Source organism: Chelativorans sp. J32 (assembly GCF_000518985.1).
Classification (GTDB): Bacteria; Pseudomonadota; Alphaproteobacteria; order Rhizobiales; family Rhizobiaceae; genus Chelativorans.
This window is the reverse complement of record NZ_JAEQ01000001.1, coordinates 389,905-414,100: the sequence shown is the minus strand read 5'-3', so window position 1 is coordinate 414,100 and position 24,196 is coordinate 389,905. Positions and strand designations below refer to the sequence as shown.

The 24,196-nt window shown below is 59.3% G+C and carries 20 protein-coding genes, 2 tRNA genes and 1 riboswitch; of the genes, 11 read left to right on the top strand and 11 right to left on the bottom strand.

What is annotated here, in order from left to right; all coding sequences use genetic code 11:
• The first annotated feature begins 3 nt into the window (after window positions 1-3).
• Complete coding sequence (locus CHEJ32_RS0102035) at window positions 4-1,563, top strand: glycosyltransferase (RefSeq protein WP_034657697.1); 1,560 nt, start codon at window positions 4-6, stop codon at window positions 1,561-1,563.
• Between the two features lie 1,657 nt (window positions 1,564-3,220).
• Here CHEJ32_RS0102035 and CHEJ32_RS0102015 read toward each other — a convergent pair.
• Window positions 3,221-3,296 (bottom strand) — tRNA-Phe (locus CHEJ32_RS0102015).
• A 309-nt stretch (window positions 3,297-3,605) separates the two neighbouring features.
• Between CHEJ32_RS0102015 and CHEJ32_RS23675 the strand changes: the two genes are divergently transcribed.
• From CHEJ32_RS23675 to hemA, 3 genes are all read left to right on the top strand, one after another.
• Window positions 3,606-3,998: a hypothetical protein gene (locus tag CHEJ32_RS23675; protein WP_034657695.1), complete on the top strand. Its 393-nt coding sequence runs from the start codon at window positions 3,606-3,608 to the stop codon at window positions 3,996-3,998.
• A 106-nt stretch (window positions 3,999-4,104) separates the two neighbouring features.
• The gene (locus tag CHEJ32_RS0102005) at window positions 4,105-4,623 is read left to right on the top strand and encodes a hypothetical protein (RefSeq protein WP_028032345.1); all 519 of its coding nucleotides are present in this window, start codon (window positions 4,105-4,107) and stop codon (window positions 4,621-4,623) included.
• Window positions 4,624-4,775: 152 nt separating this feature from the next.
• Entirely contained in the window at window positions 4,776-6,053 is a 1,278-nt protein-coding gene (gene hemA, locus CHEJ32_RS0102000; protein WP_028032344.1) for a 5-aminolevulinate synthase, read from the top strand.
• Between the two features lie 213 nt (window positions 6,054-6,266).
• Here the strand turns inward: hemA and mscL are convergent, their stop codons facing one another.
• Window positions 6,267-6,683, bottom strand: coding sequence for a large conductance mechanosensitive channel protein MscL (mscL, locus tag CHEJ32_RS0101995; RefSeq protein ID WP_028032343.1), 417 nt, complete (start codon window positions 6,681-6,683; stop codon window positions 6,267-6,269).
• A gap of 196 nt (window positions 6,684-6,879) precedes the next feature.
• Here mscL and CHEJ32_RS0101990 point away from each other — a divergent pair, with 196 nt between their 5' ends.
• Window positions 6,880-10,371, top strand: coding sequence for a PAS domain-containing hybrid sensor histidine kinase/response regulator (locus CHEJ32_RS0101990; RefSeq protein ID WP_028032342.1), 3,492 nt, complete (start codon window positions 6,880-6,882; stop codon window positions 10,369-10,371).
• Window positions 10,372-10,380: 9 nt separating this feature from the next.
• On the opposite strand, the gene CHEJ32_RS0101985 is transcribed toward CHEJ32_RS0101990, so the two are convergent.
• Entirely contained in the window at window positions 10,381-11,037 is a 657-nt protein-coding gene (locus CHEJ32_RS0101985) for a response regulator transcription factor (RefSeq protein WP_028032341.1), read from the bottom strand.
• A 212-nt stretch (window positions 11,038-11,249) separates the two neighbouring features.
• Window positions 11,250-11,699, bottom strand: a complete 450-nt coding sequence (locus tag CHEJ32_RS0101975; protein ID WP_028032339.1) for a hypothetical protein — start codon at window positions 11,697-11,699, stop codon at window positions 11,250-11,252.
• Between the two features lie 121 nt (window positions 11,700-11,820).
• Here CHEJ32_RS0101975 and CHEJ32_RS0101970 point away from each other — a divergent pair, with 121 nt between their 5' ends.
• Window positions 11,821-12,168 carry a DUF952 domain-containing protein gene (locus CHEJ32_RS0101970; RefSeq protein WP_084032643.1) on the top strand — a complete coding sequence of 116 codons (348 nt, stop codon included), beginning with the start codon at window positions 11,821-11,823 and terminating at the stop codon, window positions 12,166-12,168.
• Window positions 12,168-13,256: a quinone-dependent dihydroorotate dehydrogenase gene (locus tag CHEJ32_RS0101965; RefSeq protein WP_028032337.1), complete on the top strand. Its 1,089-nt coding sequence runs from the start codon at window positions 12,168-12,170 to the stop codon at window positions 13,254-13,256. The genes CHEJ32_RS0101970 and CHEJ32_RS0101965 overlap by 1 nt, the downstream gene beginning before the upstream one ends.
• Before the next feature lie 3 nt (window positions 13,257-13,259).
• Here the strand turns inward: CHEJ32_RS0101965 and CHEJ32_RS0101960 are convergent, their stop codons facing one another.
• A complete protein-coding gene (locus tag CHEJ32_RS0101960) occupies window positions 13,260-14,522 on the bottom strand; it encodes an MATE family efflux transporter (RefSeq protein ID WP_084032658.1) in 1,263 nt (420 codons plus the stop codon).
• 142 nt (window positions 14,523-14,664) lie between these two features.
• Window positions 14,665-14,931 (bottom strand): DUF6460 domain-containing protein, encoded by a 267-nt coding sequence (locus CHEJ32_RS0101955; protein WP_198023807.1) that lies wholly within the window; start codon window positions 14,929-14,931, stop codon window positions 14,665-14,667.
• A gap of 588 nt (window positions 14,932-15,519) precedes the next feature.
• Here CHEJ32_RS0101955 and CHEJ32_RS0101950 point away from each other — a divergent pair.
• A complete protein-coding gene (locus tag CHEJ32_RS0101950; RefSeq protein WP_028032334.1) occupies window positions 15,520-16,209 on the top strand; it encodes an outer membrane protein in 690 nt (229 codons plus the stop codon).
• A 408-nt stretch (window positions 16,210-16,617) separates the two neighbouring features.
• On the opposite strand, the gene CHEJ32_RS0101945 is transcribed toward CHEJ32_RS0101950, so the two are convergent.
• The gene (locus CHEJ32_RS0101945) at window positions 16,618-17,667 is read right to left on the bottom strand and encodes an IS110 family transposase (RefSeq protein ID WP_028032333.1); all 1,050 of its coding nucleotides are present in this window, start codon (window positions 17,665-17,667) and stop codon (window positions 16,618-16,620) included.
• 184 nt (window positions 17,668-17,851) lie between these two features.
• Window positions 17,852-17,926: transfer RNA gene (locus CHEJ32_RS0101940), tRNA-Gly, on the bottom strand.
• A gap of 191 nt (window positions 17,927-18,117) precedes the next feature.
• Between CHEJ32_RS0101940 and CHEJ32_RS0101935 the strand changes: the two genes are divergently transcribed.
• A complete protein-coding gene (locus tag CHEJ32_RS0101935; protein ID WP_028032332.1) occupies window positions 18,118-18,921 on the top strand; it encodes a DUF2189 domain-containing protein in 804 nt (267 codons plus the stop codon).
• 96 nt (window positions 18,922-19,017) lie between these two features.
• Here CHEJ32_RS0101935 and CHEJ32_RS0101930 read toward each other — a convergent pair whose 3' ends face one another.
• Window positions 19,018-20,103 carry a 2'-deoxycytidine 5'-triphosphate deaminase gene (locus CHEJ32_RS0101930; RefSeq protein WP_028032331.1) on the bottom strand — a complete coding sequence of 362 codons (1,086 nt, stop codon included), beginning with the start codon at window positions 20,101-20,103 and terminating at the stop codon, window positions 19,018-19,020.
• 79 nt (window positions 20,104-20,182) lie between these two features.
• Window positions 20,183-20,260, top strand: a riboswitch (SAM riboswitch).
• A 38-nt stretch (window positions 20,261-20,298) separates the two neighbouring features.
• Here CHEJ32_RS0101930 and CHEJ32_RS0101925 point away from each other — a divergent pair.
• Complete coding sequence (locus tag CHEJ32_RS0101925) at window positions 20,299-21,489, top strand: O-succinylhomoserine sulfhydrylase (protein ID WP_028032330.1); 1,191 nt, start codon at window positions 20,299-20,301, stop codon at window positions 21,487-21,489.
• Window positions 21,490-21,562: 73 nt separating this feature from the next.
• Here CHEJ32_RS0101925 and CHEJ32_RS0101920 read toward each other — a convergent pair whose 3' ends face one another.
• Window positions 21,563-22,168 (bottom strand): CDP-alcohol phosphatidyltransferase family protein, encoded by a 606-nt coding sequence (locus tag CHEJ32_RS0101920; RefSeq protein WP_028032329.1) that lies wholly within the window; start codon window positions 22,166-22,168, stop codon window positions 21,563-21,565.
• Between the two features lie 115 nt (window positions 22,169-22,283).
• On the opposite strand from CHEJ32_RS0101920, the gene apaG reads away from it, so the two are divergent.
• A complete protein-coding gene (gene apaG / locus CHEJ32_RS0101915) occupies window positions 22,284-22,676 on the top strand; it encodes a Co2+/Mg2+ efflux protein ApaG (RefSeq protein ID WP_028032328.1) in 393 nt (130 codons plus the stop codon).
• A 17-nt stretch (window positions 22,677-22,693) separates the two neighbouring features.
• Here apaG and CHEJ32_RS0101910 read toward each other — a convergent pair whose 3' ends face one another.
• Window positions 22,694-24,181, bottom strand: a complete 1,488-nt coding sequence (locus tag CHEJ32_RS0101910; protein ID WP_028032327.1) for a PLP-dependent aminotransferase family protein — start codon at window positions 24,179-24,181, stop codon at window positions 22,694-22,696.
• Between the last annotated feature and the right edge of the window lie 15 nt (window positions 24,182-24,196).

The following is a 24,196-nucleotide window of genomic DNA, read 5'->3' as shown; positions in this document are numbered from 1 at the left end:
ACAATGAAGCTGGGGATATTTCTTGGGTATGGTCCCCGTCAGCTCGATCCTCATCAGGGAATCTCACGGCTTATCACGTTCATTGTGAAGGGTGCGCTAAAGTCACCTGATACTAGGATTATGATAGCCGGGTCCGGATGGATCAAGGACGGCATCAACGAAATTCTGGACGACGCCGGTATCCCTCGCTCGTCCGTCGAAATCGTCACTACACGAGGAGAACCTCTAGCGCTGAAAATATATGAAGGAGTCCGAAAACTTCGCCTTCGTCCGCCTACGGCTCGTCGACGCCGACGGCTTGCTCTGAGAGCTATCAGCAAGGCAACTGAAGTAGTTTCAGACTGGCTTGGGACAGCAAATCCGGTGGTGTTCGTGGCGGGCTTAGCCGCGTTTTCGTTGCTGGCCATCGTCGCAGCGATTCCTGCGGCAATCCTGCTGGTGCTTTTGGGCGTGTTCTATGCGGTAAGAGCGGCATGGCGTCGTTTCTTCCGGCGCTACGGCCACCTCATCAATCGGACATACAGAGCCTTATTTAAGGTGGTGATGGCCGTTGAACCTACAGAACGCATTCGAGAAAGAGAATTGCATCGCCTGGTGAAGCTGGCGAACCGGCAAAAAGACATCAATGTCTGGTATGTGCCATCAATGTTTTGGCCCGAAGTCGCGAAGCTTCGCGGCAAGGTCGTGATGGGTGCTCCGGACATCGTTTTTTATGAGTTTCCCGTCCAGTTCGGAGATGAAAGCGGTAGGCGTGCGCTTAAGCGTATCTCCGGCAGCCTTGCCGCAGCGGACCATCTTATTTGCTACAGCGAGCACGTGAAACAGAAGCATCTCGTGCAAATGAACGGGGTTTCGCCAGAGCGCATTTCTGTGATCCGGCATGGCATTGTGGATATGAAGGCCGCTGAGGAATACAGTCGACAGGACGCTCTCGATGTTCTCCACGCGTACATTGAGAAGAGCAGACGAAAGCTACCTGATTACCTTCATAGGTTCCGATTTGACGACGTGGATTTCCTTTTTTACTCATCGCAGATCCGGCCTTACAAGAACGTAGAGGCTTTGGCGCGGGTCTATGAGAAGCTTCTGCGTGAGCGTTACAGACCGCTTAAGCTTATCCTTACGGGAAACATCCACAGCAATAAGCGGCTCCAGGACTTCATTCGTTCGCAAGGTCTTGAACGCGATATACTCAGCCTCCATTCGGTACCCAACAGTGTTCTCGGAGCGCTTTATAAGCTTGCGGCACTTTCCGTCACGCCAACGCAGTTCGAGGGCGGATTTCCCTTCACATTCTCAGAGGCTTATTCGGTCGGAACTCCATCTGTCATGAGCCGCATTCCAGTCGTCACGGAAATGATTGATGACCCCGCTCTCCTTGACCGGATGACCTTTCTTCCACACGATCAGGAGGACATGTTGCGCAAGATCGTCTGGGGCCTCGACAACCGTGACGAGCTACTGCGATTGCAGGGCCCATTGTATGAGCAGCTTTCTGAGCGGTCTTGGGGAACCGTGGCGTCTGAATACCTGGATGTGATAAAGGCGGTGGCGAGCGGCTGACAGGAAGAGCTTGGAACAAGTCATGCGCGAGTACCGCGCGCAGATTGTAAAGGTGCAGGTCGAAAGCATGGCCGTTGGAACGCTGAGGCAATTTTTTCTCTAGCCGAATACCTTCCGACAATCCGAGCAAGCCCCGTCACCTTGGTCACCTGAAAGGGCCCACCAGTGACCAATTAAGTGCCTCGCGGCGAGATTTGTTAACGGGGAGGACGCTTAGCTGAGGGCTAAAGCGTCAATGGTTTCAAAGGATCTGGGCGCGACAAAGGCTATTGCGTATGCTTTGATGCGCCGCACCATAGCGCTGCCTATGGCTCGCCAACCCAGAGTAGGGGCTCCGAATGCGCCGGTTCATTGTAGGGCGACGTCTGGGTCTTAGAAACAGAGGCGGGGTTGACCGCGGTCTTGAGAATTCAATCTTCTACTGGACGTAAGTTTCAAATGGATGACCCGGCTTGAACGCTATGAATATGCTGCGCCGATCATTCAGATCAGGAGTAGGCAATTCCAGTATCGTTTCGAGCCCTGATCTTTTAGAACGGCATGCATTAGGAATTCACGCCCCAGCCGTTCTGAGGGAAGCCCGGTGCGGCCTTTTCGCCACGGTAGAACACCATGGCGGGCTTCGAAGGCTCAGCTAAATCCATGTGCGTCTCAATTGTGAGAACGTGTTTGGCTATTCTCGCCATATTAAGTACCGCCTGCATGGGGTCTAGTATATGATATATAATGCTGTTGAATAGAGCGATGTCGAACTGACCTAGGTTCTCGTTCATCAATGTCGAGGCGCCTGTCCCCCACGTTCGAATCGAGTGCTTCCTTGCTAAGCCACAGGCAGCTTTTGTACCTCACCCCCGCCGTCCCAGCAGAACTTATCAACCGCCATAACCCGAGATGCGCGTCGGCGCTCAGCCTCGAAACTATAAAAGCCATCCCAAGCGCCCACATCAAGAACCCCGTGACCGTCCAGTCCCATTTCAAAGTATATGAACGCTCGTTGTTTCAGAACTTCGAGGCTGGCACTATCAGGAGCTCTAACTCCGCGACCTAATCGATTTCGTAAGGCCGGCACTTTATATCGTTCAGGCGGGATTGCAGCTCCTCAGGCGTCATATTCCCTCCACCCCTTGTTTAGAAACGAGTTGATAGCGAATCGATCACCAATTGCAGCCTGTGATACCCATGAATTTGAAACACTTAAATCATTACGAGCGGAAATTTCTTTACCTGCGCCGTCCCCGCCGGAGCGGCGATCCTGTTTGATTTCAATCGCAAGACTGGTCGGGCGAAAGGATCGAGTATGACGTGATCTATGCCCTTGAGCAGCACAAGCTTGCGAAGCCGCTCACCAAACATCACGATCGGCGAGATCGTGGACGCGCAGAAAGCTTGGTCGGAAAACCGTGGCCCCACCGCGGCGGCTATCAGCCACGCTGATCAATCCGTCGAAGCAACTGCGTCTACGCGGACAAGATCTTTCATCCGACCTTGAGGACCGGCCCGGCTACCACCTGAAACGCGAGCTACGAAAACCTCATTGCTGCCTTATGGATGAAAGCCCCTGGAAATCAAGGAACCGGCTTTGCAACAATGCGCGACATGAAATGAGGGCCTGACACCGGTATATTACCCGCTGAAGCATTGATTTTATTGAAATTGATGGTGCCCAGGGGCGGAATCGAACCACCGACACGCGGATTTTCAGTCCGCTGCTCTACCAACTGAGCTACCTGGGCTTTCCGTGCCTCGCATCGGATATGCAAGACCGAAGGCGGGGTTGGCGCGCCGCCGAAAGCGCGTGGGTTATAGCATGAGAAATCGGTCTGTCCAGCGCATCCGACCCTCACATGAAGAGTTTTTTGCAGGCCCTGGACCTTCCTTGCACAACGTTCCAAAGCGACGGTTCCCGTCTCGCCCCACGGAGCGCCGGAAACGCACCCGCGTCCCTTCTGTCCGCCCGCCGCGTCTGCGGCGGCGATGGTGAACATTGCCGTGGAACAACCGCGTGTTCTGACCATTCGAGGGTGATTGCAAAGGTGAGGACTATGAGAAAGTCAGCTTCAAACGACAGGCTTGCCTATGGCCTCGGATGGTTCTCGATCGCGCTCGGCGTCTCCGAAATTGTGGCGCCCGGGCCGCTCAAGCGGCTTTCCGGGGTATCCGCCCCGAAATCGGTCATGGTCATCTACGGTTTGCGGGAGATCCTCTCTGGCGTGGTGATTCTGAGTTCTCCAAGGCCAGCCCGATGGGTTTGGCTCCGGGTGGCCGGTGATGTCCTTGACCTCCTGACGCTTGCCCCCAGTCTCCGCGGCAGCAACGCGCGCAGCGGGCAGGCGACCGCGTCCTTTGCCTCCATCTTGGCGGTCACCATGGTCGATCTCGCTTGTGCTGCCATGGCTGAACAAACCGGCAGAAGAAGACGGTTCCGATGGTATTGAGCCCGAGGAAAAGATCACGTCACCTCAATTCGTCTTTTCTTCGTAACGCCTCCTTTTCCAAATGTTTGTAGGCTTCGGGCCGGCTGCATTTTGAAAAGGCAACGAAATGACACGATCCTCCCTGCTTCTCGGGCTCTCGCTTTTGTCTGTCTCCCTCGCGCCGCAAGCTGGTTCTGCTGAGCTGCAGTGGTCGGACAAGAATTTGCCTGCACCCGTTCAAACGATCGTCAACGGCTACCGGCAGATGTGCAGCGACATCGATGGTAAGCTGGCGGCAGGGTATGACATGCCCATGATCATGACCGGCGACGTGGATGGTGACGGCATCCAGGATTTCGTTTTCAATCCGGAGAATATGCAGTGCAGCGCCGCTCAGACCACCTACTGCTCCAATGGCGGTTGCCAGATTTCCCTTGCTCTGTCGGGAAACAAGTACGCAGAGCCCATCGAGATTATGGGTGGTGCGCCTTTCCTCTCGCAGAGCGACGGCAAGGCCGTGCTTAATGTGTGGGTGAGTAACAGCGAATGCGAAACAACCGAGACGGAAAGCTCGTGTCTCGGCCGGTTTTCCTGGAAGGACGGAAAGCTCGACACGACCCACCTGGCCCGGCAGTTCCAGGACTGACGACGGTGAAAACCCCGGGCGATCCGCCCGTTCGCCAGTGATATCAACGGTAACATCCCGTACGCTTGCGCACGTGGCATTTTGCCCGTAACGCGGTGATGGACGCTCGCGCGGCGGGCGTTTATGATCCGCGCGCAACGCAGGAAGGCGGCATGGACTATCAGCGGTTCTTTTCCGAGGCGATCGATCAGCTCCACGCGGAGCGGCGCTATCGGGTTTTCGCAGATCTGGAACGGATTGCGGGAGAGTTCCCGCGCGCCATCTGGCGCTCCAATGGCAAAGCGCGCGAGATCACCGTTTGGTGCTCCAATGACTATCTTGGCATGGGGCAGCATCCGGATGTGATCGCCGCCATGCAGGAAGCGGCGGGGCGGATGGGCTCCGGCGCCGGAGGCACGCGCAACATTTCCGGCACGAATCACCCGCTTGTCGAGCTCGAAGCGGAACTTGCCGATTTGCACGGCAAGGAAGCCGCCCTCGTCTTCACCTCCGGTTTCGTTTCCAACGAAGCATCGATCTCCACGATTGCCCGTCTTCTCCCCAACTGCCTGGTGCTTTCCGACGAACTGAACCATGCCTCGATGATCGAGGGTGTGCGTCGTTCCGGCGCCGAGAAGAAGATATTCCGCCACAACGACCTGGAACATCTGGAAAGCCTGCTCAAGGCTGCGGATCCCGATCGCGCCAAGCTGATCGTCTTCGAATCCGTGTATTCCATGGATGGAGACATCGCGCCGATCGCGGCGATCGCCGACCTGGCCGATCGATACAATGCGATGACCTATATCGACGAGGTGCATGCGGTTGGCATGTATGGTGCGCGCGGCGGGGGAATCACCGAGCGAGAGGGCTTGGCTCATCGCATGGATGTGATCGAGGGTACGCTGGCCAAGGCCTTCGGCGTCATCGGCGGTTATATCACAGGCTCTGCGGCCATCATCGATGCGGTTCGCTCCTATGCACCGGGCTTCATCTTTACGACGGCCCTGCCACCCGCGATCGCCGCGGCGGTGACGGCCTCCATCAGGCATCTGAAGACGTCCAATCTCGAACGCGAGGCGCAACAGCGCCAGGCGCAGCGCACGAAGGATGTGTTGCGTGCGGCGGGCCTGCCCGTGATGCCGTCGGAGACGCATATCGTACCTGTGCTGGTTGGCGATCCCGAACTCTGCAAGAAAGCGAGCGACCGTCTTCTGGAAAAGCATGGGATCTATATCCAGCCGATAAACTATCCGACTGTCCCCCGCGGGACGGAGCGTCTGCGAATCACCCCCACGCCGTTCCATACGGATGAGCTGATCGAGGGTTTGAAGGACGCGTTGCAGGAAACCTGGGAAGCGCTGGGCATCAGCTTCAACGAGGCCGGCCGGCCGGCCGCCGCGCGCACCGACCGAATCATTCCCTTGGTGGTTTCCAAATCCGGAGGATAGGACCAAGGCGAGGACCTCGATCAAAGGCAGGTCCCGCCAGTCCCACAAAGCGGTCGCAGTCTCACGATCCAGGTGAATCCCCGCCAGCGAGGAGAGGTCGAATGATTCGCGCCCTGCCCTCGGCCGCTATCCCCTTCGGTATGCAGCTCCGGCTGACCGCCTCGGTTTGAAGAACGAAGCGGCTGCCAGATGGCTGCAATCTTGGAGTTCCGTTTATCTTCTGGCTAGAAGATCCCGGATTTCCGTCAGAAGCTGGACGTCCTGCGGTGGCGCTTCCGGCTCCGCCGGCTGCTCCGCCTGCTGGCGGCGCAGGCGATTCACGCCTTTGACCATCAGGAAAATGATCCAGGCAAGAATGAGAAAGTTCAAAACGACGGTGATGAAGTTGCCATAGGCAAGTACGGCTCCCTGTTCGCGCGCTTGTGCAAGCGTGTTCGCCGTCACCCCGGAGGCCAGTGGCAGAAAATAGTTGGAGAAATCGAGGCCGCCAAAGATCGCCCCAACGATCGGCATGATGATGTCGTCGGTCAAAGAGGAGACGATGCCGCCAAAAGCGCCCCCGATGATCACGCCTACGGCCAGGTCCATTACATTGCCTCGGGCGATGAATTCCTTGAATTCATTCAGCATCCCGTTTGCCATTCCAGTCCCCCTCGTGCGGTTAAGACGAAGCGGGTGACAGACACCCGCCCCGCTCAGAATAGCAAAAATGGGCATACAGGGCATTACCCATGTGTTTCCCATTCGCTGGGTGACAAAAGAAGAATTGCGCGCGCCGTTCTGCTGTGCTTCGCTCCCGCCGAGTGGAGGAGTGAGGTCGGCGGCCGTGCAAGGCTGGGTCATCGCCATCATCGCCATCGGCTACGTCACATTTCTTTTCGTGATCGCGAGCCTTGGAGACCGGCGTGCTGCCGCCGGCAAGATGTCGGGTACGCGCCCGCTCATCTATGCACTCAGCCTCGCAATCTACTGCACGTCGTGGACCTTCTTCGGCTCGGTAGGGTTGGCGACCGAACGGGCGTTCGAGTTCCTCACGATCTATATCGGGCCTGTTCTCGTCTTCGTCTTCGCGAACCGGCTGCTCGGGCACATTATCCGGCTGGCGAAGCGGGAAAAGATAACCTCCGTCGCCGATTTCCTGGCGGCCCGCTACGGCAAGAGCTTCACCATCGCGTCAGTGGCCGCGATCATCGCCACCTGCGGCACGATTCCTTATATCGCCCTGCAGCTGAAGGCCATTTCGGCCTCCGTGCGCCTCATGATGGAGCATTATGACGGCGCCCTACCGTCCATCGATTTCTTCATCGGAGACATTTCCCTCCTGATTGCGATGCTGCTTGCGCTCTTCGCAGTGCTCTTCGGCACGCGCCATGCCGATGCGACCGAACATCAGAACGGCCTCGTCCTGGCCGTGGCGGTAGAATCGACCATCAAGCTCGCCGCCTTTCTGGCGGTAGGCATTGCGGTCACGTTTTTTCTTTTTGGAGGTGTGGACGAGCTCGCAAACAAGGTGGCCGGCGAAGCCAAGGTGATCGATTCGTTCACCCATCCCACATCGCTTGCCACCTGGTTGGTCATGACGACGCTCAGTGCCTGCGCCATTATCATGCTGCCGCGGCAATTCTATGTGACCATCGTCGAAAATAAGGGGCCGGACGAGTTGAAGCGGGCGGCATGGCTCTTCCCGCTCTATCTCGTGCTGATCAACCTCTTCGTAATTCCAATCGCCTTCGCGGGAATATACGCCGTTGGCGACCGCACGAACTCGGACCTCTACGTACTCGCCGTTCCGCTTCTTGCAGGACACGACGCGCTGGCACTCATCGCGTTCATCGGCGGCCTCTCGGCGGCAACCGCCATGGTGATCGTGGATAGCGTGGCGCTTTCCATCATGATCTCCAACGACCTGATCATCCCGCTTTTCGTGCGCCGGTTGTTGCACCCGGAAAATGGCGAGAAGGAAGACTGGTCTGCGGTGATCCTCAACACACGCCGCGCGGCAATCTTCATCATTCTTTTCGCCGCCTTCCTCTATTATCGCGAGAGCACCAACAATGCCCGTCTCGCAGCGATCGGCCTCATCTCCTTCGCTGCGATCGCGCAATTCGCGCCCGCATTCCTGGGCGGTCTCATCTGGCGCGGAGCAAACAGCCGGGGCGCGCTGCTTGGCATGGTCGCAGGCTTTGCCATCTGGGCCTATACCTTGTTCTTCCCCTCGGTGGCGCCGGCGGGGACCGAGATCATCACGCATGGTCCGTTCGGCATCGAAGCCTTGCGGCCACAGGCCTTGTTCGGCACTGTGGCCGAGCCGCTCAATCACGGCGTGCTGTGGAGCCTTGCGGTCAATACCCTGTTCTTCGTCCTGGGCTCCCTTTCGCGCGCCGCCAAGCCTCTGGAGCGCATCCAGGCTGCGATATTCGTGCCGCGCGAGCCAACCCCGATGCCCAGCCTTCGCCGGCTGCGGGCAGCCGTCACCGTCAACGACCTCAAGGACACGATCTCCCGCTATCTCGGCGTGGAACGGACGGAGCGTTCCTTTCTCACTTTCGAAAGCGAGCAAGGCATAAGACTGAATGGGCACGAACAGGCGAGCATGCCTGTTATCCGCTTCTCCGAACAGCTCCTGACGAGCGCGGTGGGCTCCTCCTCCGCACGTCTCATCCTGTCACTCCTCTTCCAACGCAACGAGAACTCTCCACGGGACGCCCTCAAGCTGCTCGACGACGCCTCTATCGCGCTGCAGCATAACCGGGATCTGCTGCAGACCGCGCTCGACCAGATGGAGGAGGGTATCACCGTCTTTGACGAGGATTTCCGCCTCACCTGCTGGAACAGGCAGTTCCGCGCCCTCTTTGAGCTGCCTGACATCATGGGTCAGGTGGGCGTTTCCCTAGGCCAGATCGTCAATCATCTGATCGCCCGTGGCGAGCTTCCCCGCGAGGCGGAAAAAACGGTGCTTGAGCGGCTGGCGGTCTTTGGCACGCCATGGGAACTGCAGTTGAAGAAAAGCGGGCGGATCCTGGAAATCCGCTCCAATGCGATGCCCGGCGGCGGCATGGTGGCGACCTATACGGATATTACAGCCCGGGTCGAAGCCGATATGGCGTTAAAACGTGCCAATGAGACGCTTGAACAACGCGTTGCGAGCCGTACGGCGGAACTGGTGCGGGTGAACGAAGAACTTGCCCAGGCGCAGATGCTGGCCGAGGAAGCCAATCTCGGGAAAACGCGATTTCTTGCGGCGGCCGGTCATGACATCCTCCAGCCCCTCAATGCCGCCCGGCTTTATTGCGCCCCACTCAAGGAAAAGATCGACCGGCAGGACCTGCGCGCACTGGTGGAAAATGTCGAATCGTCGCTCGATTCGGTCGATTCGATCCTCGGTGCGGTGCTCGACATTTCCCGCCTCGACACGGGCGCGCTCAAACCCACCGATAGCGTGTTCCGGTTCGATTCGTTGTTGAACCAGATCCGTACCGACTTCCAGCCGCTCGCGGCGGAAAAGGGTCTGGAGCTGGTGATCGTACCCTCTTCGATCGCCGTGCGAACCGATCGCAACCTTTTCCGACGCCTGGTTCAGAATCTGGTGTCGAACGCCATCAAATATACCCGGGAAGGCCGGGTGCTCGTGGGAGTGCGCCAACGCGGCGACCTGGCTGAGCTGCAGGTGATCGACACCGGAATTGGAATAGCCGGAGATAAGCTTAACGCCGTGTTCCGCGAGTTCACACGACTCGAGGAGGGAATGCGGGAGGCACAGGGGCTTGGCCTCGGGCTTTCCATCGTGGATCGGATCGCTCGGGTGCTCAGGCTGGAGATCCGACTGGCGTCCGAGCCTGGAAAGGGCACCCGCTTCTCCGTCATCCTGCCGATAAGTGCCGCACAGCCCGAGGCCCTGCCCGATCAGCATCCCCTGGCGGTTCACCCGAACGTCATGCTTTCGGGTCTCAATGTGCTTTGCATCGACAATGATCAGCAGATCCTCGACGGCATGCGCATTCTTCTCGAAGGTTGGGGGTGCCGTGTCCACACGGCTTCCGGGATAGCCGGCCTTGGCGCGCTGCGCATGCCTGGCAACCGCCCGGACCTCATCCTGGCGGATTATCATCTCGACAAGGAGAACGGGCTTTCGGCGATACGCCATCTCCGGCATGTCTGGGGCATGGAGATCCCAGGTGTCCTGATCACCGCCGACCGCACGAATGAGGTTCGTGCCGCAGCTGAGGCTATGGGAGTCCCGGTTCTCAACAAGCCTATCAAGCCGGCTTCGCTCCGCGCGCTCCTCATGCGCTATCGCCAGGTGCTCGCGGCGGAATGACGGACGCGTCTACATACTCTCGGATAGGGAACCCGCGCCTATACGTGAAAGGCAGATGACCGCCTGCGTGCGGCTGTCGACACCGAGCTTCTGCAAAATGGCCGAGACATGCGCTTTGACCGTCGCCTCCGAGACATTGAGCTCATAGGCGATCTGCTTATTCAGGAGGCCCTCTGCCAGCATCGACAGAACCCGCGTCTGCTGCGGTGTGAGAGAGCGCAAACGGGCAATCAGGTCGGAGATCTCTGAATCGCCTTCCTCTCCGAGATCGACGCCCTCTGGAGTGTAAATCCCACCATCGAGCACCGTCTGCACCGCGTTCCGCAACTCGTCGATGCGCGCAGATTTGGAAATGAAGCCGGAGGCACCGAGTTCCAAGGCGCGCCTGATCGTCTGTTGATCATCATGTGCCGAGACGATCATGATCGGAACAGCCGGAGACAATCCGCGGAGGGCCACCAGTCCGGAAAGGCCGCTTGTGCCCGGCATGGCCAGATCGAGCAGCACGAGATCGATATCCAGATCCTCGGCAATCAATGTCTTGGCGCTATCGAAATCGCCGGCCTCGAGGATCGTGCAATCCGAGCCGAACCCGCTCAGAGCCTGCTGCAACGCTCCCCGGAAAAGCGGATGGTCGTCCGCAACGACGAAACGATAGCCCGGCAAAAGATCCTCCCCGACCAGCCGGCTCGCTTGTTTTCTTTTTCGAGCGGCTTCCGTGCCGATTATGCGACGATCGGTGCAGTTTGCAAGGCTACCGCATCGGCCCGAATACCGGAATCGGTTTTCGGAAAGCACGATGCGTCGATTCAATTACTTACAGCGTCCTTTGTGAGTCCGAGTGAACGCACGGCGCTGTAGGGCCGATTCGCGCCCCATCAGGTGCGCTGAGGGGGCGCAGTGTGCTGGTTGGGGGACTGGTCTCCAGGTGTCTCTTCCTGCTCCAACCCCCTCACGATGTCCACGAATCGGCGGAAGAATCGTTCCATCATGTTGAGCGATTGCTCGAATTCCTGTTCGCCGGGAAGGGCCCCTGCCCGTTCGCCTTCAAGCGCCTTCACGCGGGCCTCGAGAGCATCGATCCTCTCCCGCAGCGTCTGCGCATCGTCGGTTTCGACCGCAGCCGCCGATTCATCCGTAGCGGGCCGGCAGACGAGTTCCCCCCCGCGCTCCTGGCACAAGGTCATGGTCCCGGTTTCGGTGTCCATCCGCACATAGCCGTTCTCGGTGCGCTCCAGGCGATAACGCTCCTCGTTTTGGGCGAGTGCTGTTCCTGTCAAAAGAGGCAGGGTGCAGAAACCGGCAATGGCCGCTGATGCGAATCGCATGGTTGGTACTCCTCGATCGACTGTTGCTAACAGCCCAATACGCCCTCATTGAGGTGCAAAAAGATGGCGCTCATCGAGGAGGCCACTTCCACCTCTGCTCCATACGCATTATAGCGCGATCATGTCTCGATTGATCTACAAGATATGCCCTGCTCCTTTGTGGCGCCAAGCCGAGGAGCGCGGTTTTTTTGCCGGTGCTCCGGTGGATATGGAGGATGGTTTCATCCATTTCTCCACTGCAACTCAGGTCAAGGAAACCGCCGCAAAGCATTTCAAGGGGCAGTCGGACCTGCTCCTCATTGCCGTCGAGGAAGAACAATTGGGGGAAGCCCTGAAATACGAAGTGTCGCGCGGCGGCGATCTTTTCCCGCATCTTTACGGTCCGCTTCCAGTGGCAGCCGTGAGCCGGGTGGAGCCACTGCCGCTTGGTCCCGACGGTCAACATATCTTTCCGGCGATCGACACATGATGGGCATCCTCGACAGGCTCGCGCAGCCATTTCTCTTCGCGTTCGACCCGGAGCGAGCGCACGGACTTTCCATCGCCGCGCTCAAGACAGGGCTGCCCGTCTGCTCTGCTCCCGCCACGAACACAAAGCTCAAGGTTTCTGCAGCCGGGCTGGATTTCCCCAACCCGCTCGGTATAGCGGCGGGTTACGACAAGAATGCGGAGGTGCCGGACGCGCTGCTCAATCTCGGTTTTGGTTTTGCCGAATGTGGTACCGTTACCCCCAAACCCCAGGCCGGCAATCCTAAGCCGCGCATCTTCCGCTTGATGCGCGACCAAGCCGTCATCAATCGGCTGGGCTTCAACAATGAGGGTCATGCGAGGGCGCTTTCGCGGCTTTCGGCCCGCCAAGGCAGAGGCGGCATCGTCGGCGTCAATATCGGCGCCAACCGGGACAGCCCTGATCGGATCGCGGACTACGAGGAAGGGGTACGCACCTTCGCCCCTGTCGCCTCCTATCTGAGCGTCAACATCTCGTCACCGAACACCTCCGGTCTTCGTGCGCTGCAGGATCGGGAAAGTCTTTCCGAACTGCTGCAACGCGTTATGCGCGCACGCGACGAGAAGGCCGGGCAGATCGGGCGGAGCGTTCCAGTTTTTCTGAAGATCGCGCCCGATTTGTCTGAAAAGGGTTTGGCCGACATCGCCGAAGAGGTGCTGGACAAAAAGGTGGATGGTCTTATCGTTTCCAATACGACCCTTTCGCGCGAGGGGCTGAGCGACGCTTCTGCGAAGGAGGCCGGGGGCCTTTCGGGCAAGCCCCTCTTCGACCTTTCCACGATGGTTCTCGCCAGAATGCGAAACCTGGTCGGCCCAGGCCTTCCGATCATCGGCGTGGGCGGTGTCCACTCGACCGAGACCGCGCTTGAAAAGATCCGCGCAGGCGCCGATCTCGTTCAGCTCTATACAGGGATGATCTTCACCGGCGCCGGCCTTCCCGCGCAGATCGTGCGCGATATGGCCACCTATGCGGACAGCAACGGACTGACCTCGATTTCGGAAATCAGGGATAGCAACCTGAACGCTTGGCTCAATCGACCGCTGGTTTGAACTTCAGGCGAAGGTCTTCCGCGCGCGCCGCGGTAGGATCGCCAGCAGGCTCAAGCCTCGAGCGATCAGGAAGATGTGAAGGGCAATCCAGAGTCCGGCATTGCCGAATGCACTCGCCGCCGTAAACAGCCACAAGGCGAACACTGCCAGCGATAGGAGCATCATGTTACGCATATCGCGTGACCACGTTGCTCCGATGAAGACCCCGTCCATCTGGAACGCGAGGACACCGGAGAGGGCGGTGAGCGCCGCCCAAGGGAGGAAGGCGATGGCTATATCGCGCACCTCTGGCGAAGTGGTCAGCAGGCGAATGAACGCATCGCCGAAGGCGAGAAGAACAATTGTCGCCACACCCGCAAGCGCAAAACCCCAAACAGAGGTCAGCCAGACGGACCTGCGAAAAGCCGGTTCATATCGCGCACCAATGGCGCGGCCCGCAAGCTGTTCGGCGGCGGTCGCAAAGCCATCCAGGAAATATCCGGTCACAAGGAAAAAGTTCATCAGGATGGCGTTGGCGGCCAGGGTCGCCGTCCCAAGCTGTGCCCCGTGCCGGGTGAACAGCGCAAAGGCCGCGAGAAGCGAAAAGGATCGGATCATGATATCGCGGTTGAGTGCCAACATGCGCACGACACCAGCCGCATCAAAGACGCGGTCGAGCTTGATGCGTTCCCGTCCTGCAAAACGATGCAGAAGCACCGCCAGACCGACAAGTGCGGCAGCCAGCTCACCGACGACCGTACCCCACGCCACGCCTTCGAGCCCCCACGCCAGGCCAAGCCCCAGCCAGATGGAAACCACGATATTGATTCCGTTGAGAAGGAATTGGAAGAGAAGGCCTAGCACTCCTTCTCCCCTCCCCAGCACATATCCCAAAATGGAATAGTTTATGAGCGTCAGCGGCGCCGCCAACATCCTGATGTCGATATAGCGGCGCATCGACTGCGCCACACCCGGCTCTGGGTTTACGAACCAGGCCCCGAGCGCAGCGATCGGCGAGGTGAGGAGGACAAGGATAAGGCCGATCGAAACGGCCGCGAGCAAAGATCGCAGCACGACCGCCTGTTCCTCGCCCGCATCGCCTCGGCCATGTGCTTGTGCAACGAGGCCGGTTGTGCCGGATCTCAGCGAATTGAACGTGCTGAAGACGACATCGAACACGAGGGCGCCTGCCGCGAGTCCCCCGAGAACGACCGGATCGCCGAGCCGGCCGACGACGCCAGTATCCACAACGCCAATCATGGGCGTCGTCAGATAGGCAAGCGTCATCGGTATGGCTACCGACAATACGAGCCTGTTGGTCACTTCGAATGGTGCCGTTGCAGGCGTTTTGTGGGTGGCTTGATCCAAGGTGTGCCCAGAGCCGGTAGTGCCGGAGATATCGCCTCCGGCCGATTTCGCTCGCAGAAGCTTAGCGCCTGAGACTTAGAAGTCTCAAAACCAGGAATGCCGGCACCACGATGACCGCACCGAGAACGATGTAGCCGAAGAAATCCGCGACCGCCGCAAAGCCCATGTTCCAAAGCCGCAGGATCGTATCGCGCAGGGCATGCAGGACATCCCAAGGCGTCCAATTGAAGACGCTCATGACGAAGCCTACGATCAGTGACACGACCAGCAGCTTGATGAGGACACGCAGCGGGCTGTCGCCCAAGAACCTCGCCAACCCCGACACGATCTATACTCCATCAACGTTTCCGGCTTGAACGACATATGGGTTTGAGTCGGCGAGCGCAACCTCGCCGGATGGGAAGATCTCGGTGCGGTATGGGCTGCGTGTCCGCACGCATCGCTAGATCCGAATCAGTCTAGCCTCCTATGCGACGCGCCTCGGTAATCCGGGCCGGATCGCGTGTTCTTGCTGGGCAAGCCTCAGCATGCAGTCCCCCGTTTTCTGCATTGCCGGCGCAAAAACTGCAGCTCGGACAGCGCTTCCTCTTCGGCATAAGGCTTCCTGAAAGGCCCGCTATCGCATGCCTCGATAATTTAGCCCCCGAGCTTCCGCGAAAGGTTCTGTACACCTTTGGGATGCAAATAATCAATCACAGGTTGTGCATGTGCCGGTTATTGGATTATCAGCCCCGGTGATCGCCAATGTAGCGGCCCGGAGCTTCGATTAGCGAATGGCTTCCGAGGACTTCAACTAAGTCAGGGCAGTAAGTGTGATGTTGAAACAGTCATTTGTTCGTCATGCGGAAGAACCGTACTCGCATGTCCTGCCGCGACTGATCATCCGAACAGGTCACATTTTAGGAAAGGGAAATTGATGAAACTGCTTGTAGCAACCGCGGCGGCTTGTGTAATTTCTTGTTCCGCATTCGCGGCTGACATCGTCTATGACGACCTTCCAACCCCTCCTGTCGCCCCGCCCCCCCTGCCGGCAAAATTTGATTGGTCCGGCGCTTATATCGGCGTATTCGGCGGAGTTACTACGGGCGATTTCAAATATAACGTCAGTTCCGCGAATTTTGGCTTGGGCCTTAAGGGTAGCGGCTTTATCGGCGGCGCTCAGGTCGGTTATGATTGGCAGATGAATAATTGGGTTCTGGGCGCAGTTGCAGATATCGCCGCCACCAATCACAAGGCCGACGTCTCGCTCGATGCAACGAGCCCTCGCTTGGATGCCGCGCCGAAACTGAAATACCTTGGAACGGTCCGTGCACGCGCAGGCTATGCATGGGACCGAACCTTGTTCTATGGGCATGGAGGATTTGCTTACGGTAAAACCGAGCTGTCGCTAACCGCGGCTGGAAACACGGCCAAGGCAAGCCAGAATAGAACCGGCTGGACGATCGGTGCTGGCGTTGAATATGCAATGACGGACCGCATCTCCCTGGGAACGGAATATTCCTATGTCGACCTGGGCAAGAAGGACATATTCAACTTCGGAGCGAACTCCTTAAAGGAGGACGTGACTTTCCACTCCTTGAGGGCACTTCTAAACGTGCGGTTCTGACCTCCACCAGGCGGAGCAAGCCAGACCGCACATTTCCAACAAGGCTGCTCCGCCGTTTTTCCGCAGAAACAGATTACCAGCGAGGGGCACTAGCTAGAAGATCGCGCGGGAGTAAAGCCGCGACAATGCCGGACGGCATCCATATTCCCGTAGACGTCTAGCAAAAAATGTATGACCTGCCCCGCCCGGGCAAGGATCGATTTCGTTCTGACGAAGGCAGTCCGCCTAAATGTATCCGGCCTCTCGCGAGTGGACCGCTGTTGCGGCCAGGCCATGATGAGATCCGCGCGCATGGTTCTCAATAAACGGTCCGTGCAGGAGCACGCTTTTTTGGGCAGAGTTTACAATGCGCTGGTCGACTTTTTCGTCATCACTATCCCGAGCCTCGCTTTCAGCAGGCCGGCGCCCTCAGGCGACAGCCGGATCTCGTCTATCGTACATGGCGCCGGGCCGCACGATTATGGCCCACGCCATCCTTGCCATCTTTGCGGCCATGGCCACGGCGACCTTGTTGAGGTGCATCCTGCTTTCAAGAGCGTCGAGCCATTCCCCAATCCGGTCTTTTGATCGGTTCATATGGGTGATGCACGATCTGGCGCCGTGAACCAGAAGCTTCCTCACGTAGCGGTTGCCCCGCTTGCTGATCCCAAGCAATGTCGTTTTGCCACCTGTTGAGTATTCTCGTGGCGTCAACCCTAGCCAGGCAGCGAGCTCTCGAGCGCGTCGGAACTGACGGCCGTCCCCGATGGCCGCCAACAATGCTGTAGCTGCCAGTGGTCCAATACCCGGGATGGTCATGAGCCGCCTCGCCCTGTCCTCCCGATCTGCGAGAGCTTCGACCTGTCGGGTCACCGATACGATGCGTCGATCAACGTGGGCGATGTCTTCCAGAATCTCAGCCAGCATCTGTCGCATCATTGGAGTGAGATCGTTGCTGTCATCGGCAAGAACGCGCGGCAGATCGAGCCGGAACACTCCCACGCCTTGTCGCATAGCAACCCCGTACTCGAGGCAAAACGCTCTTGCTTGATTGATCAGGCGAGTTCGGCTTGAGACCAGCTGATCTCGCATCCGATGCAGGGCCTGGATGTCGATTTGCTCGACGGTCCGAACCTGCGCAAACCGCATGGTCGGCCGGGTGACGGCTTCCGCGATCGCCTCGGCGTCGATGGTGTCGTTCTTCTGGGATTTCACGAACGGCTTTACGAACTGCGCCGGCACGATCCGCACCTGGTGCCCGAACGCCTGCAGCTTGCGTGCGAACCACTGGGATCCGGGGCACGCCTCCATGCCGACCAGGGTCGGCGAGGCGCGCTGGAAGAAGGCCAGCACCGTATCTCGCCGGAACTTGGCCCGCTGGATCACGAAGCCGCGCTCATCCAGGCCTACAACGTGGAAAAGGTTCTTGCCGAGGTCGACGCCGAAGACGGCAGCTGGCTTAGGTGCATTCCTGATCATTTCTACCTCCTCTGTGCAGCACCACAATGTCTCGGAGGGTGGGGCAGGTCATCCCATTAACACCGACCGCTGCCGCTGCCAGAGAGGCAATGACGCCCGAGAACGGCGAAGCCGCGAAGCGGAAGTCCACGATAGCAACGATCGTGGCGCCGTGAGAAATGCTTGAGTGCTTCAGAGAATCATCTGGAGCGGGCGATGGGGATCGAACCCACGACATCAAGCTTGGGAAGCTTGCGTTCTACCACTGAACTACACCCGCGCACCCTGTAGATTGCCTTTCGTCACCGGACTGTCAAGCCACTGCTCTATCGATTATGTGGACGCGAGGGGGCGACAAGGGCGGTCCAAACAGCTATATTCGATGGATTGCGGAAAGCGGCCCCGGCTTCCGCGTTTGTTCGCGCCAGGCGCCAGGCACCGCTTCCGCCAACCAGCGCGGAGGATCGCCACATGGCCACATTCCACGTTATAGCGGGCGCAAGCGACAGGCCCGTCTATCCCGCCGTTCACAAAATCCGGATGTCAGATGTTTTCGAGTGCCTCGGAAGGGGCGTGGAAGACTTTTGGGAAAAACCCTCCCACTACGTCTTCGTTGCACTGATCTACCCCATTGCCGGCCTGATCTTTGCCTATTGGACTTCCGGCAACAATGCACTGCCTCTCCTATACCCGCTGATGACAGGCTTCGCGCTGGTGGGCCCCTTTGCTGCGATCGGCCTTTATGAAATCAGCCGCAGACGTGAGCTTGGCCTGGACTCCTCCTGGCGTCACGCATTGGAGGTGCGCAGATCTCCTGCCCGTTATTCGATCGCCGTTGCGGGCGTGTTGCTCGCGATCATCTTCCTGCTCTGGCTCTATGCGGCGAGTGCTCTTTACAACGTGATCATCGGCACGACCGAGCAGGTCTCGATCGGTGCGTTCCTGCGCCAGGTCCTCACCACCCGGGAAGGCTGGACGCTCATCATTGTCGGAAATGTGGTGGGGCTCTTGTTCGCCATGGTCACACTGGCAGCCACCATCGTCACCTTTCCCCTGCTGCTTGACCGAGACGTCGGAGCCTATGTGGCGATCCACACCTCCGTGAGGGCTTTCCTGCGAAACCCGCTGGAAATCCTGGTTTGGGGGCTGATCGTCGCAGTGCTGCTCGTGATCGGAATGCTGCCTCTCTTCGCCGGGCTTGCAGTGGTGCTGCCGATCCTCGGACATGCGAGCTGGCATCTTTATCGGCGTCTCGTCGAGAGACCGGTCTCCTAGCTACGGATCCAGGAAAGCGGCTTCTTCGTCCGGAATAGCGCACTAGGTGGAGACCATTTCGTCGTGCCAAGACACGATGAAATGGTCCGGTGCCGCTTAGCGGAAGTGCTTCGAGAGTTTGAGGGCCTGGCCCTGGTAGTTGGACTTGAGGTCCGCGCCATAAAGCGCCCGTGGCGGGGCGGCCATGTGTTCATAGACCAGGCGCCCGACTATCTGCCCATGCTCCAGAATGAATGGCACCTCATGGCTACGCACTTCGAGCACGGCGCGACTTCCCAGTCCACCAGCTGCTGAATGGCCAAAGCCTGGGTCGAAAAAACCGGCGTAATGAACCCGGAATTCACCGACGAGGGGATCGAACGGGGTCATCTCCGCGGCATAAGCAGGCGGAACGTGAACCGCCTCACGCGAAACGAGGATATAGAATTCATCCGGGTCCAGGATCAGGTCGCGCGAGCCTCGATTAAAGAGCGGTTCCCAAAAATCCGGCACCTCATAGCCGCCCTTGCGGTCCACATCGATCAGACTCGTATGGTGCTTGGCACGATAGCCGACGAGGCCATCGGGCCCACCTTCAAGATCGATCGAAAGCGCAATGCCGCCGCCGGAAATATTGGGCTTCTCGGCTGCAACGAGCACTTCGCGCTCATGGAGATCCGCGAGATCGCCTTCGGTAAGCAGGGCATTCCCCCGGCGAAACCGGATCTGCGACAAGCGCGAGCCGGGGCGGACGACGATCGGAAAGGTGCGCGGGCTCACTTCCAGATAGAGCGGCCCGCGATAACCCGCCGGTATCTTGTCGAATTCCTGGCCGTGGTCCGTCATCACGCGGGTGAAGATGTCAAGGCGTCCCGTCGAGCTCTTCGGGTTGGCGGAAGCTGCGACATCGGTCGGGAGGGCAAGGCCCTCCATCAGCGGCACGATATAGACACAGCCCGTCTCCAGAACCGCACCCTCGCCGAGAGGGATCTCGTGCAGCTTGAGCCTATCGAGCTTTTCGGCGACTTTGGAAGCGGGTCCCGGGAGGAAGCTCGCCCGCACACGGTAGGCGACCTCGCCCAATCGCAGATCGAGGCTCGCTGGCTGGATCTGGTCCTTGTCGAGCCCGCGCGGCGCGGCAAGCGCCCCGCTCTCGAAGAGAGCCGCAATCTCCCTGTCCGGCAATATGCCCGTGCTTACCAATCCTTTTCCCCTTGAGAAGGCCTGAGGGAGCTTTACTGTGCCCAGCAATTGACGCAAGCAAAAGGCGGGTCTAAAGGGACGTTATCCCCGTGGTGATTTGGCCGGTCGGCTTGCAGCCACGTTAAAGAAGTCGCTAAAAGGCCGTGCTCGATGCTCCGACCGGCTTTCCTGCGGCCGTTTTTGTTGAGCAGAGCGATGAAGAAAAGATTCAACGACGACTGGACCCCCCAAACCCGCCTCGTTCACGGCGGTACGCTGCGCTCGCCCTTCGGCGAGACCTCGGAAGCACTCTACCTGACGCAAGGCTTCGTCTACGAAACGTCGGAAGCGGCAGAAGCCCGTTTCAAAGGCGAGGACCCCGGCTTCATCTATTCGCGGTACGCCAACCCCACCGTCGACATGTTCGAAAAGCGCATGTGCGCGCTTGAAGGGGCGGAGGATGCGCGTGCGATGGCCTCCGGCATGGCGGCCGTTGCTGCGGCTCTGCTTTGTTCGGTCAAGGCGGGCGATCACGTCGTAGCTGCCCGCGCGCTCTTCGGCTCCTGCCGTTGGATCGTCGAGACGCTGATGCCGCGCTACGGCATCGAGACGACGCTTATCGACGGATCGAAGCTGGAAGCCTGGGAGGCGGCGGTGCGCAAGAACACCAAGCTGTTCTTCCTGGAAAGCCCCACGAACCCGACGCTGGAAGTCTGCGACATTGCCGGTATTGCCAAGCTTGCCGACAGCATCGGCGCCAAGCTCGTGGTCGACAACGTCTTCGCCACGCCGCTCTTGCAAAAGCCGTTGGAGCTGGGAGCGCATGTCGTCGTCTACTCGGCCACCAAGCATATCGATGGCCAGGGCCGATGTCTCGGCGGTATCGTGCTTTCCGACAAGCAGTGGATCGACGAGAACCTGCACGAATATTTCCGGCACACGGGACCAAGCCTCTCCCCGTTCAACGCTTGGACGCTGCTGAAAGGTTTGGAGACGCTGCCGGTGCGCGTGCGCCAGCAGATGGAAAGTGCTGCGCGCGTGGCCGATTTTCTTGCCGACCATCCGAATATCGCCCGCGTGATCTATCCCGGGCGTGCCGATCATCCGCAGGCGGATATCGTGAAGCGGCAGATGAAGGGCGGCTCCACGCTTGTCTGCCTCGATCTCAAGGGCGGCAAACCGGCGGCCTTCGCGTTCTCCAACGCGCTCGAGATCATCCGCATCTCCAACAATCTGGGCGATGCCAAGAGCCTGATCACGCATCCGGCCACCACGACGCACAAGAATCTCTCCGAGGAGGCCCGTCTTGAAGCCGGCATCCAGCAGGGAACGCTGCGTCTCTCGCTCGGGTTGGAGGATACCGATGACCTGCTGAAGGATATCGAGCAGGCTCTGGCGAAAGTGTAGGCTCAGCCCAATTGAGGGGGCGCCGCTGGAGGCACCCCTTCTCCGCCTGCGCACCGGCGCTCGAAGCGTCCTCTCATCGAAACAGGCTCGCCGCAAGTACGATGCGCGAAACGGTCGTATAAAACGTGATTGCCGCAAAGAGATACGCAATCACCGGGAACCAGGACGGGAACAGGCAGGCGAGCATAAACACGATCAGGGTCTCGCCCGCCTCCGCAAGCCCGGTGGTAAAGAAGAAACTCTTCTCGCCGCGGGCATCCGTCACCAAACGGCGTTTTTCCGCAATCGTCGAAAAAGCCAGGAAGCTTGCACCATTCGCGTAAAAGGCGAAGAGCAAAACGCCACCGGCAACGCCGTTGCTCGCGGGATCGTGCAGCACGAAAGCCAAGGGGATGACACCGTAGAACGCGAAGTCGAGCACGATATCGAGATATCCGCCAAAATCGGTGCTGCAGGATAGGCGCGCGACGGCTCCGTCCAAACCGTCCGCCAGACGGCTCAAAAGAATGAGGGCGAGCGCAACCCAGAACCAGCCGGCGATCACCGCAACACCGCCCATGAGGCCGATCAAAAATCCGGCCATGGTGACTGTGTCCGGCGAGACACCTGCCTCGACCAGACGCCTGGCCAGCATCGAGAGAAGCGGCTCAAGCCTTTTTCGTCCCCAACCGTCGATCAAGGCCCGTGCTCCACGTCCACCTTCGTCATTGATCTATAGCCCTGCCCGATCCATATCAGATGTAACATTGTCGTCATGCGCTGCCCGCGCCAAATGGCTGCCAAGACGGTGGATCATGTATCGAGCGATCACTCACGGCATAGAGGTATGTGTCGAGCCCTTCTTCCTGCCCGATCATTCCGATCCGGAGGAAAGCCGCTATGTCTGGGCCTATCAGGTGACGATCGCCAATTACTCGCCGCAGACAGTGAAACTGCTCTCGCGCTACTGGCACATCACAGACGGGATGGGCCGAGTGCAGGAGGTGCACGGAGAAGGCGTGGTCGGCGAGCAGCCTGAACTCGATCCAGGCGACAGCTACCGCTACACCTCCGGCTGCCCGCTCAGCACCTCATCCGGCATTATGGTCGGCCGCTATACCATGCAAACCGAACGCGGCGACGTGCTCGAGGTGGACATCCCTGCCTTCTCGCTCGATTTTCCCGGCAATGAAGTCTCGCTCAACTGAGCGCCTCAATCGTCTACTCAGGCGGCAAGACGCCTGACGGCGACGGCGGCCAGCTCGCGAATGCCTGGCTCGATATGCTGGACGGCGATGGAGGAGATGCCGAGGCGCATGTAGCGCGACGGGCCCTCCGGCCCATCGAAAAAACGTCCGCCAGGTTCGATGATCACTCCTCGTGCCCGGGCCGCGCTCGCCAAGAGGCTGGTGTCTGTCCCCTCCGGCCCCTTGAGCCAGATGGAAGTGCCACCTGGCACATCCGCAGCTTCCCATTCGGGCATGAAACGGCCGATCGCTTCGAGCAGCTTCCTGCGCCGCTCCTCGAAAGCTGCGGAGAGCCGCCGCACGAGCGCATCATGATGCCCGAGCGACAGGAAGAGCGCCACGGCACGTTGGTTGTTGGCGGGTGGGTGACGCAACATGAAGCGGCGGAGCGCCCTCAGTTCGGCCACGAGTTCGGCCGGCCCGACCAGATAGCCGAGCCGCAGACCCGGCGCCAATGTTTTGGACATGGAGCCAAGGTAGACAACCCGGCCCGTATGGTCGAGCCCCTTCAGCGCCGCCTGCGGGGTCTCGTCGGCCAGCTGACTGTCATAGTCGTCCTCGATAATGACCCAGTCGTTTTCCTCTGCCCGCGTAAGCAGCGCCTGCCGCCGCGGGTGACTGAGCGGCACCATGGTGGGGCAGTGATGGCTGGGGGTGACAAAGACGAAATTGGAATCCGACGGGATCGCATCCACATTCATCCCGTCGCGGTCCACCGGGACCGCCAAGGTCTCGGCGCCGGCCAGCCTGAAGATGGAGCGCGCATCGGGATAGCCCGGATTCTCCATGGCCACACGCGTGCCCCGACCCATCAGCAGCGTGGCCAGCATATAAAGTGCGTGCTGGGCGCCCAGGGTGACCATGATCTCGTCCGGATTGGCAAAGATGCCGCGGCGCGGGAGAAGGCGCGCCTGGATCTGCTCGATCAGGAGCGGATCGTCCTGGTCGACCATATCCGCGGCCCAATTGCGGATCTCCAGGACGGCAAGCGCCATACGATTGCATTCTCGCCACTCCGCTGTCGGAAAGAGCGCGGGATCGAACTGCCCATAGACGAAGGGGTAGGAGGACTGCATCCAGTTCTCGTTCTTCGGCGCACCGGGAAGCTCGCTCGCCATCATCCGTCGTCGCGCCTTCCAATCGATCTTCGCCGCATCGGGGTCCTTGTGGAGCGAGCGAGGAGGTGCGGTCAGCACCTCGGGATTGACAAAATGGCCACGCCGCTCGCGCGCGATCAGGAACCCCTGATCGACCAGCTGCTGGAAGGCGAGGACGACGGTTCCGCGCGCAACGCCGAGCTTGTCCGCCAGGATTCGGCAGGAGGGCAGCGGCAAGGACGATGCGATCTGCCGGTCAAGAATGGCCGATACGATCGCCTGGCGGATCTGCGCCTGCAATGTCTGCGTGGAATCACTGGAGAGTTTTATAAGGCTGGCCCAAAGTGCGGCGTCATTTCTGGTCGGCATGCTATCCTCCGGCGC

What these genes read in the sequence shown, in the direction of transcription:
- CHEJ32_RS0102035 (WP_034657697.1), top strand. Translation starts at nt 4, where the DNA reads ATGAAGCTGGGGATATTTCTTGGGTATGGTCCCCGTCAGCTCGATCCT.
- CHEJ32_RS23675 (WP_034657695.1), top strand. Translation starts at nt 3,606, where the DNA reads ATGAGAAAGTCAGCTTCAAACGACAGGCTTGCCTATGGCCTCGGATGG.
- CHEJ32_RS0102005 (WP_028032345.1), top strand. Translation starts at nt 4,105, where the DNA reads ATGACACGATCCTCCCTGCTTCTCGGGCTCTCGCTTTTGTCTGTCTCC.
- hemA (WP_028032344.1), top strand. Translation starts at nt 4,776, where the DNA reads ATGGACTATCAGCGGTTCTTTTCCGAGGCGATCGATCAGCTCCACGCG.
- mscL (WP_028032343.1), bottom strand. Translation starts at nt 6,683, where the DNA reads ATGCTGAATGAATTCAAGGAATTCATCGCCCGAGGCAATGTAATGGAC.
- CHEJ32_RS0101975 (WP_028032339.1), bottom strand. Translation starts at nt 11,699, where the DNA reads ATGCGATTCGCATCAGCGGCCATTGCCGGTTTCTGCACCCTGCCTCTT.
- CHEJ32_RS0101970 (WP_084032643.1), top strand. Translation starts at nt 11,821, where the DNA reads ATGTCTCGATTGATCTACAAGATATGCCCTGCTCCTTTGTGGCGCCAA.
- CHEJ32_RS0101965 (WP_028032337.1), top strand. Translation starts at nt 12,168, where the DNA reads ATGGGCATCCTCGACAGGCTCGCGCAGCCATTTCTCTTCGCGTTCGAC.
- CHEJ32_RS0101960 (WP_084032658.1), bottom strand. Translation starts at nt 14,522, where the DNA reads ATGACGCTTGCCTATCTGACGACGCCCATGATTGGCGTTGTGGATACT.
- CHEJ32_RS0101950 (WP_028032334.1), top strand. Translation starts at nt 15,520, where the DNA reads ATGAAACTGCTTGTAGCAACCGCGGCGGCTTGTGTAATTTCTTGTTCC.
- CHEJ32_RS0101945 (WP_028032333.1), bottom strand. Translation starts at nt 17,667, where the DNA reads ATGATCAGGAATGCACCTAAGCCAGCTGCCGTCTTCGGCGTCGACCTC.
- CHEJ32_RS0101935 (WP_028032332.1), top strand. Translation starts at nt 18,118, where the DNA reads ATGGCCACATTCCACGTTATAGCGGGCGCAAGCGACAGGCCCGTCTAT.
- CHEJ32_RS0101925 (WP_028032330.1), top strand. Translation starts at nt 20,299, where the DNA reads ATGAAGAAAAGATTCAACGACGACTGGACCCCCCAAACCCGCCTCGTT.
- apaG (WP_028032328.1), top strand. Translation starts at nt 22,284, where the DNA reads ATGTATCGAGCGATCACTCACGGCATAGAGGTATGTGTCGAGCCCTTC.
- CHEJ32_RS0101910 (WP_028032327.1), bottom strand. Translation starts at nt 24,181, where the DNA reads ATGCCGACCAGAAATGACGCCGCACTTTGGGCCAGCCTTATAAAACTC.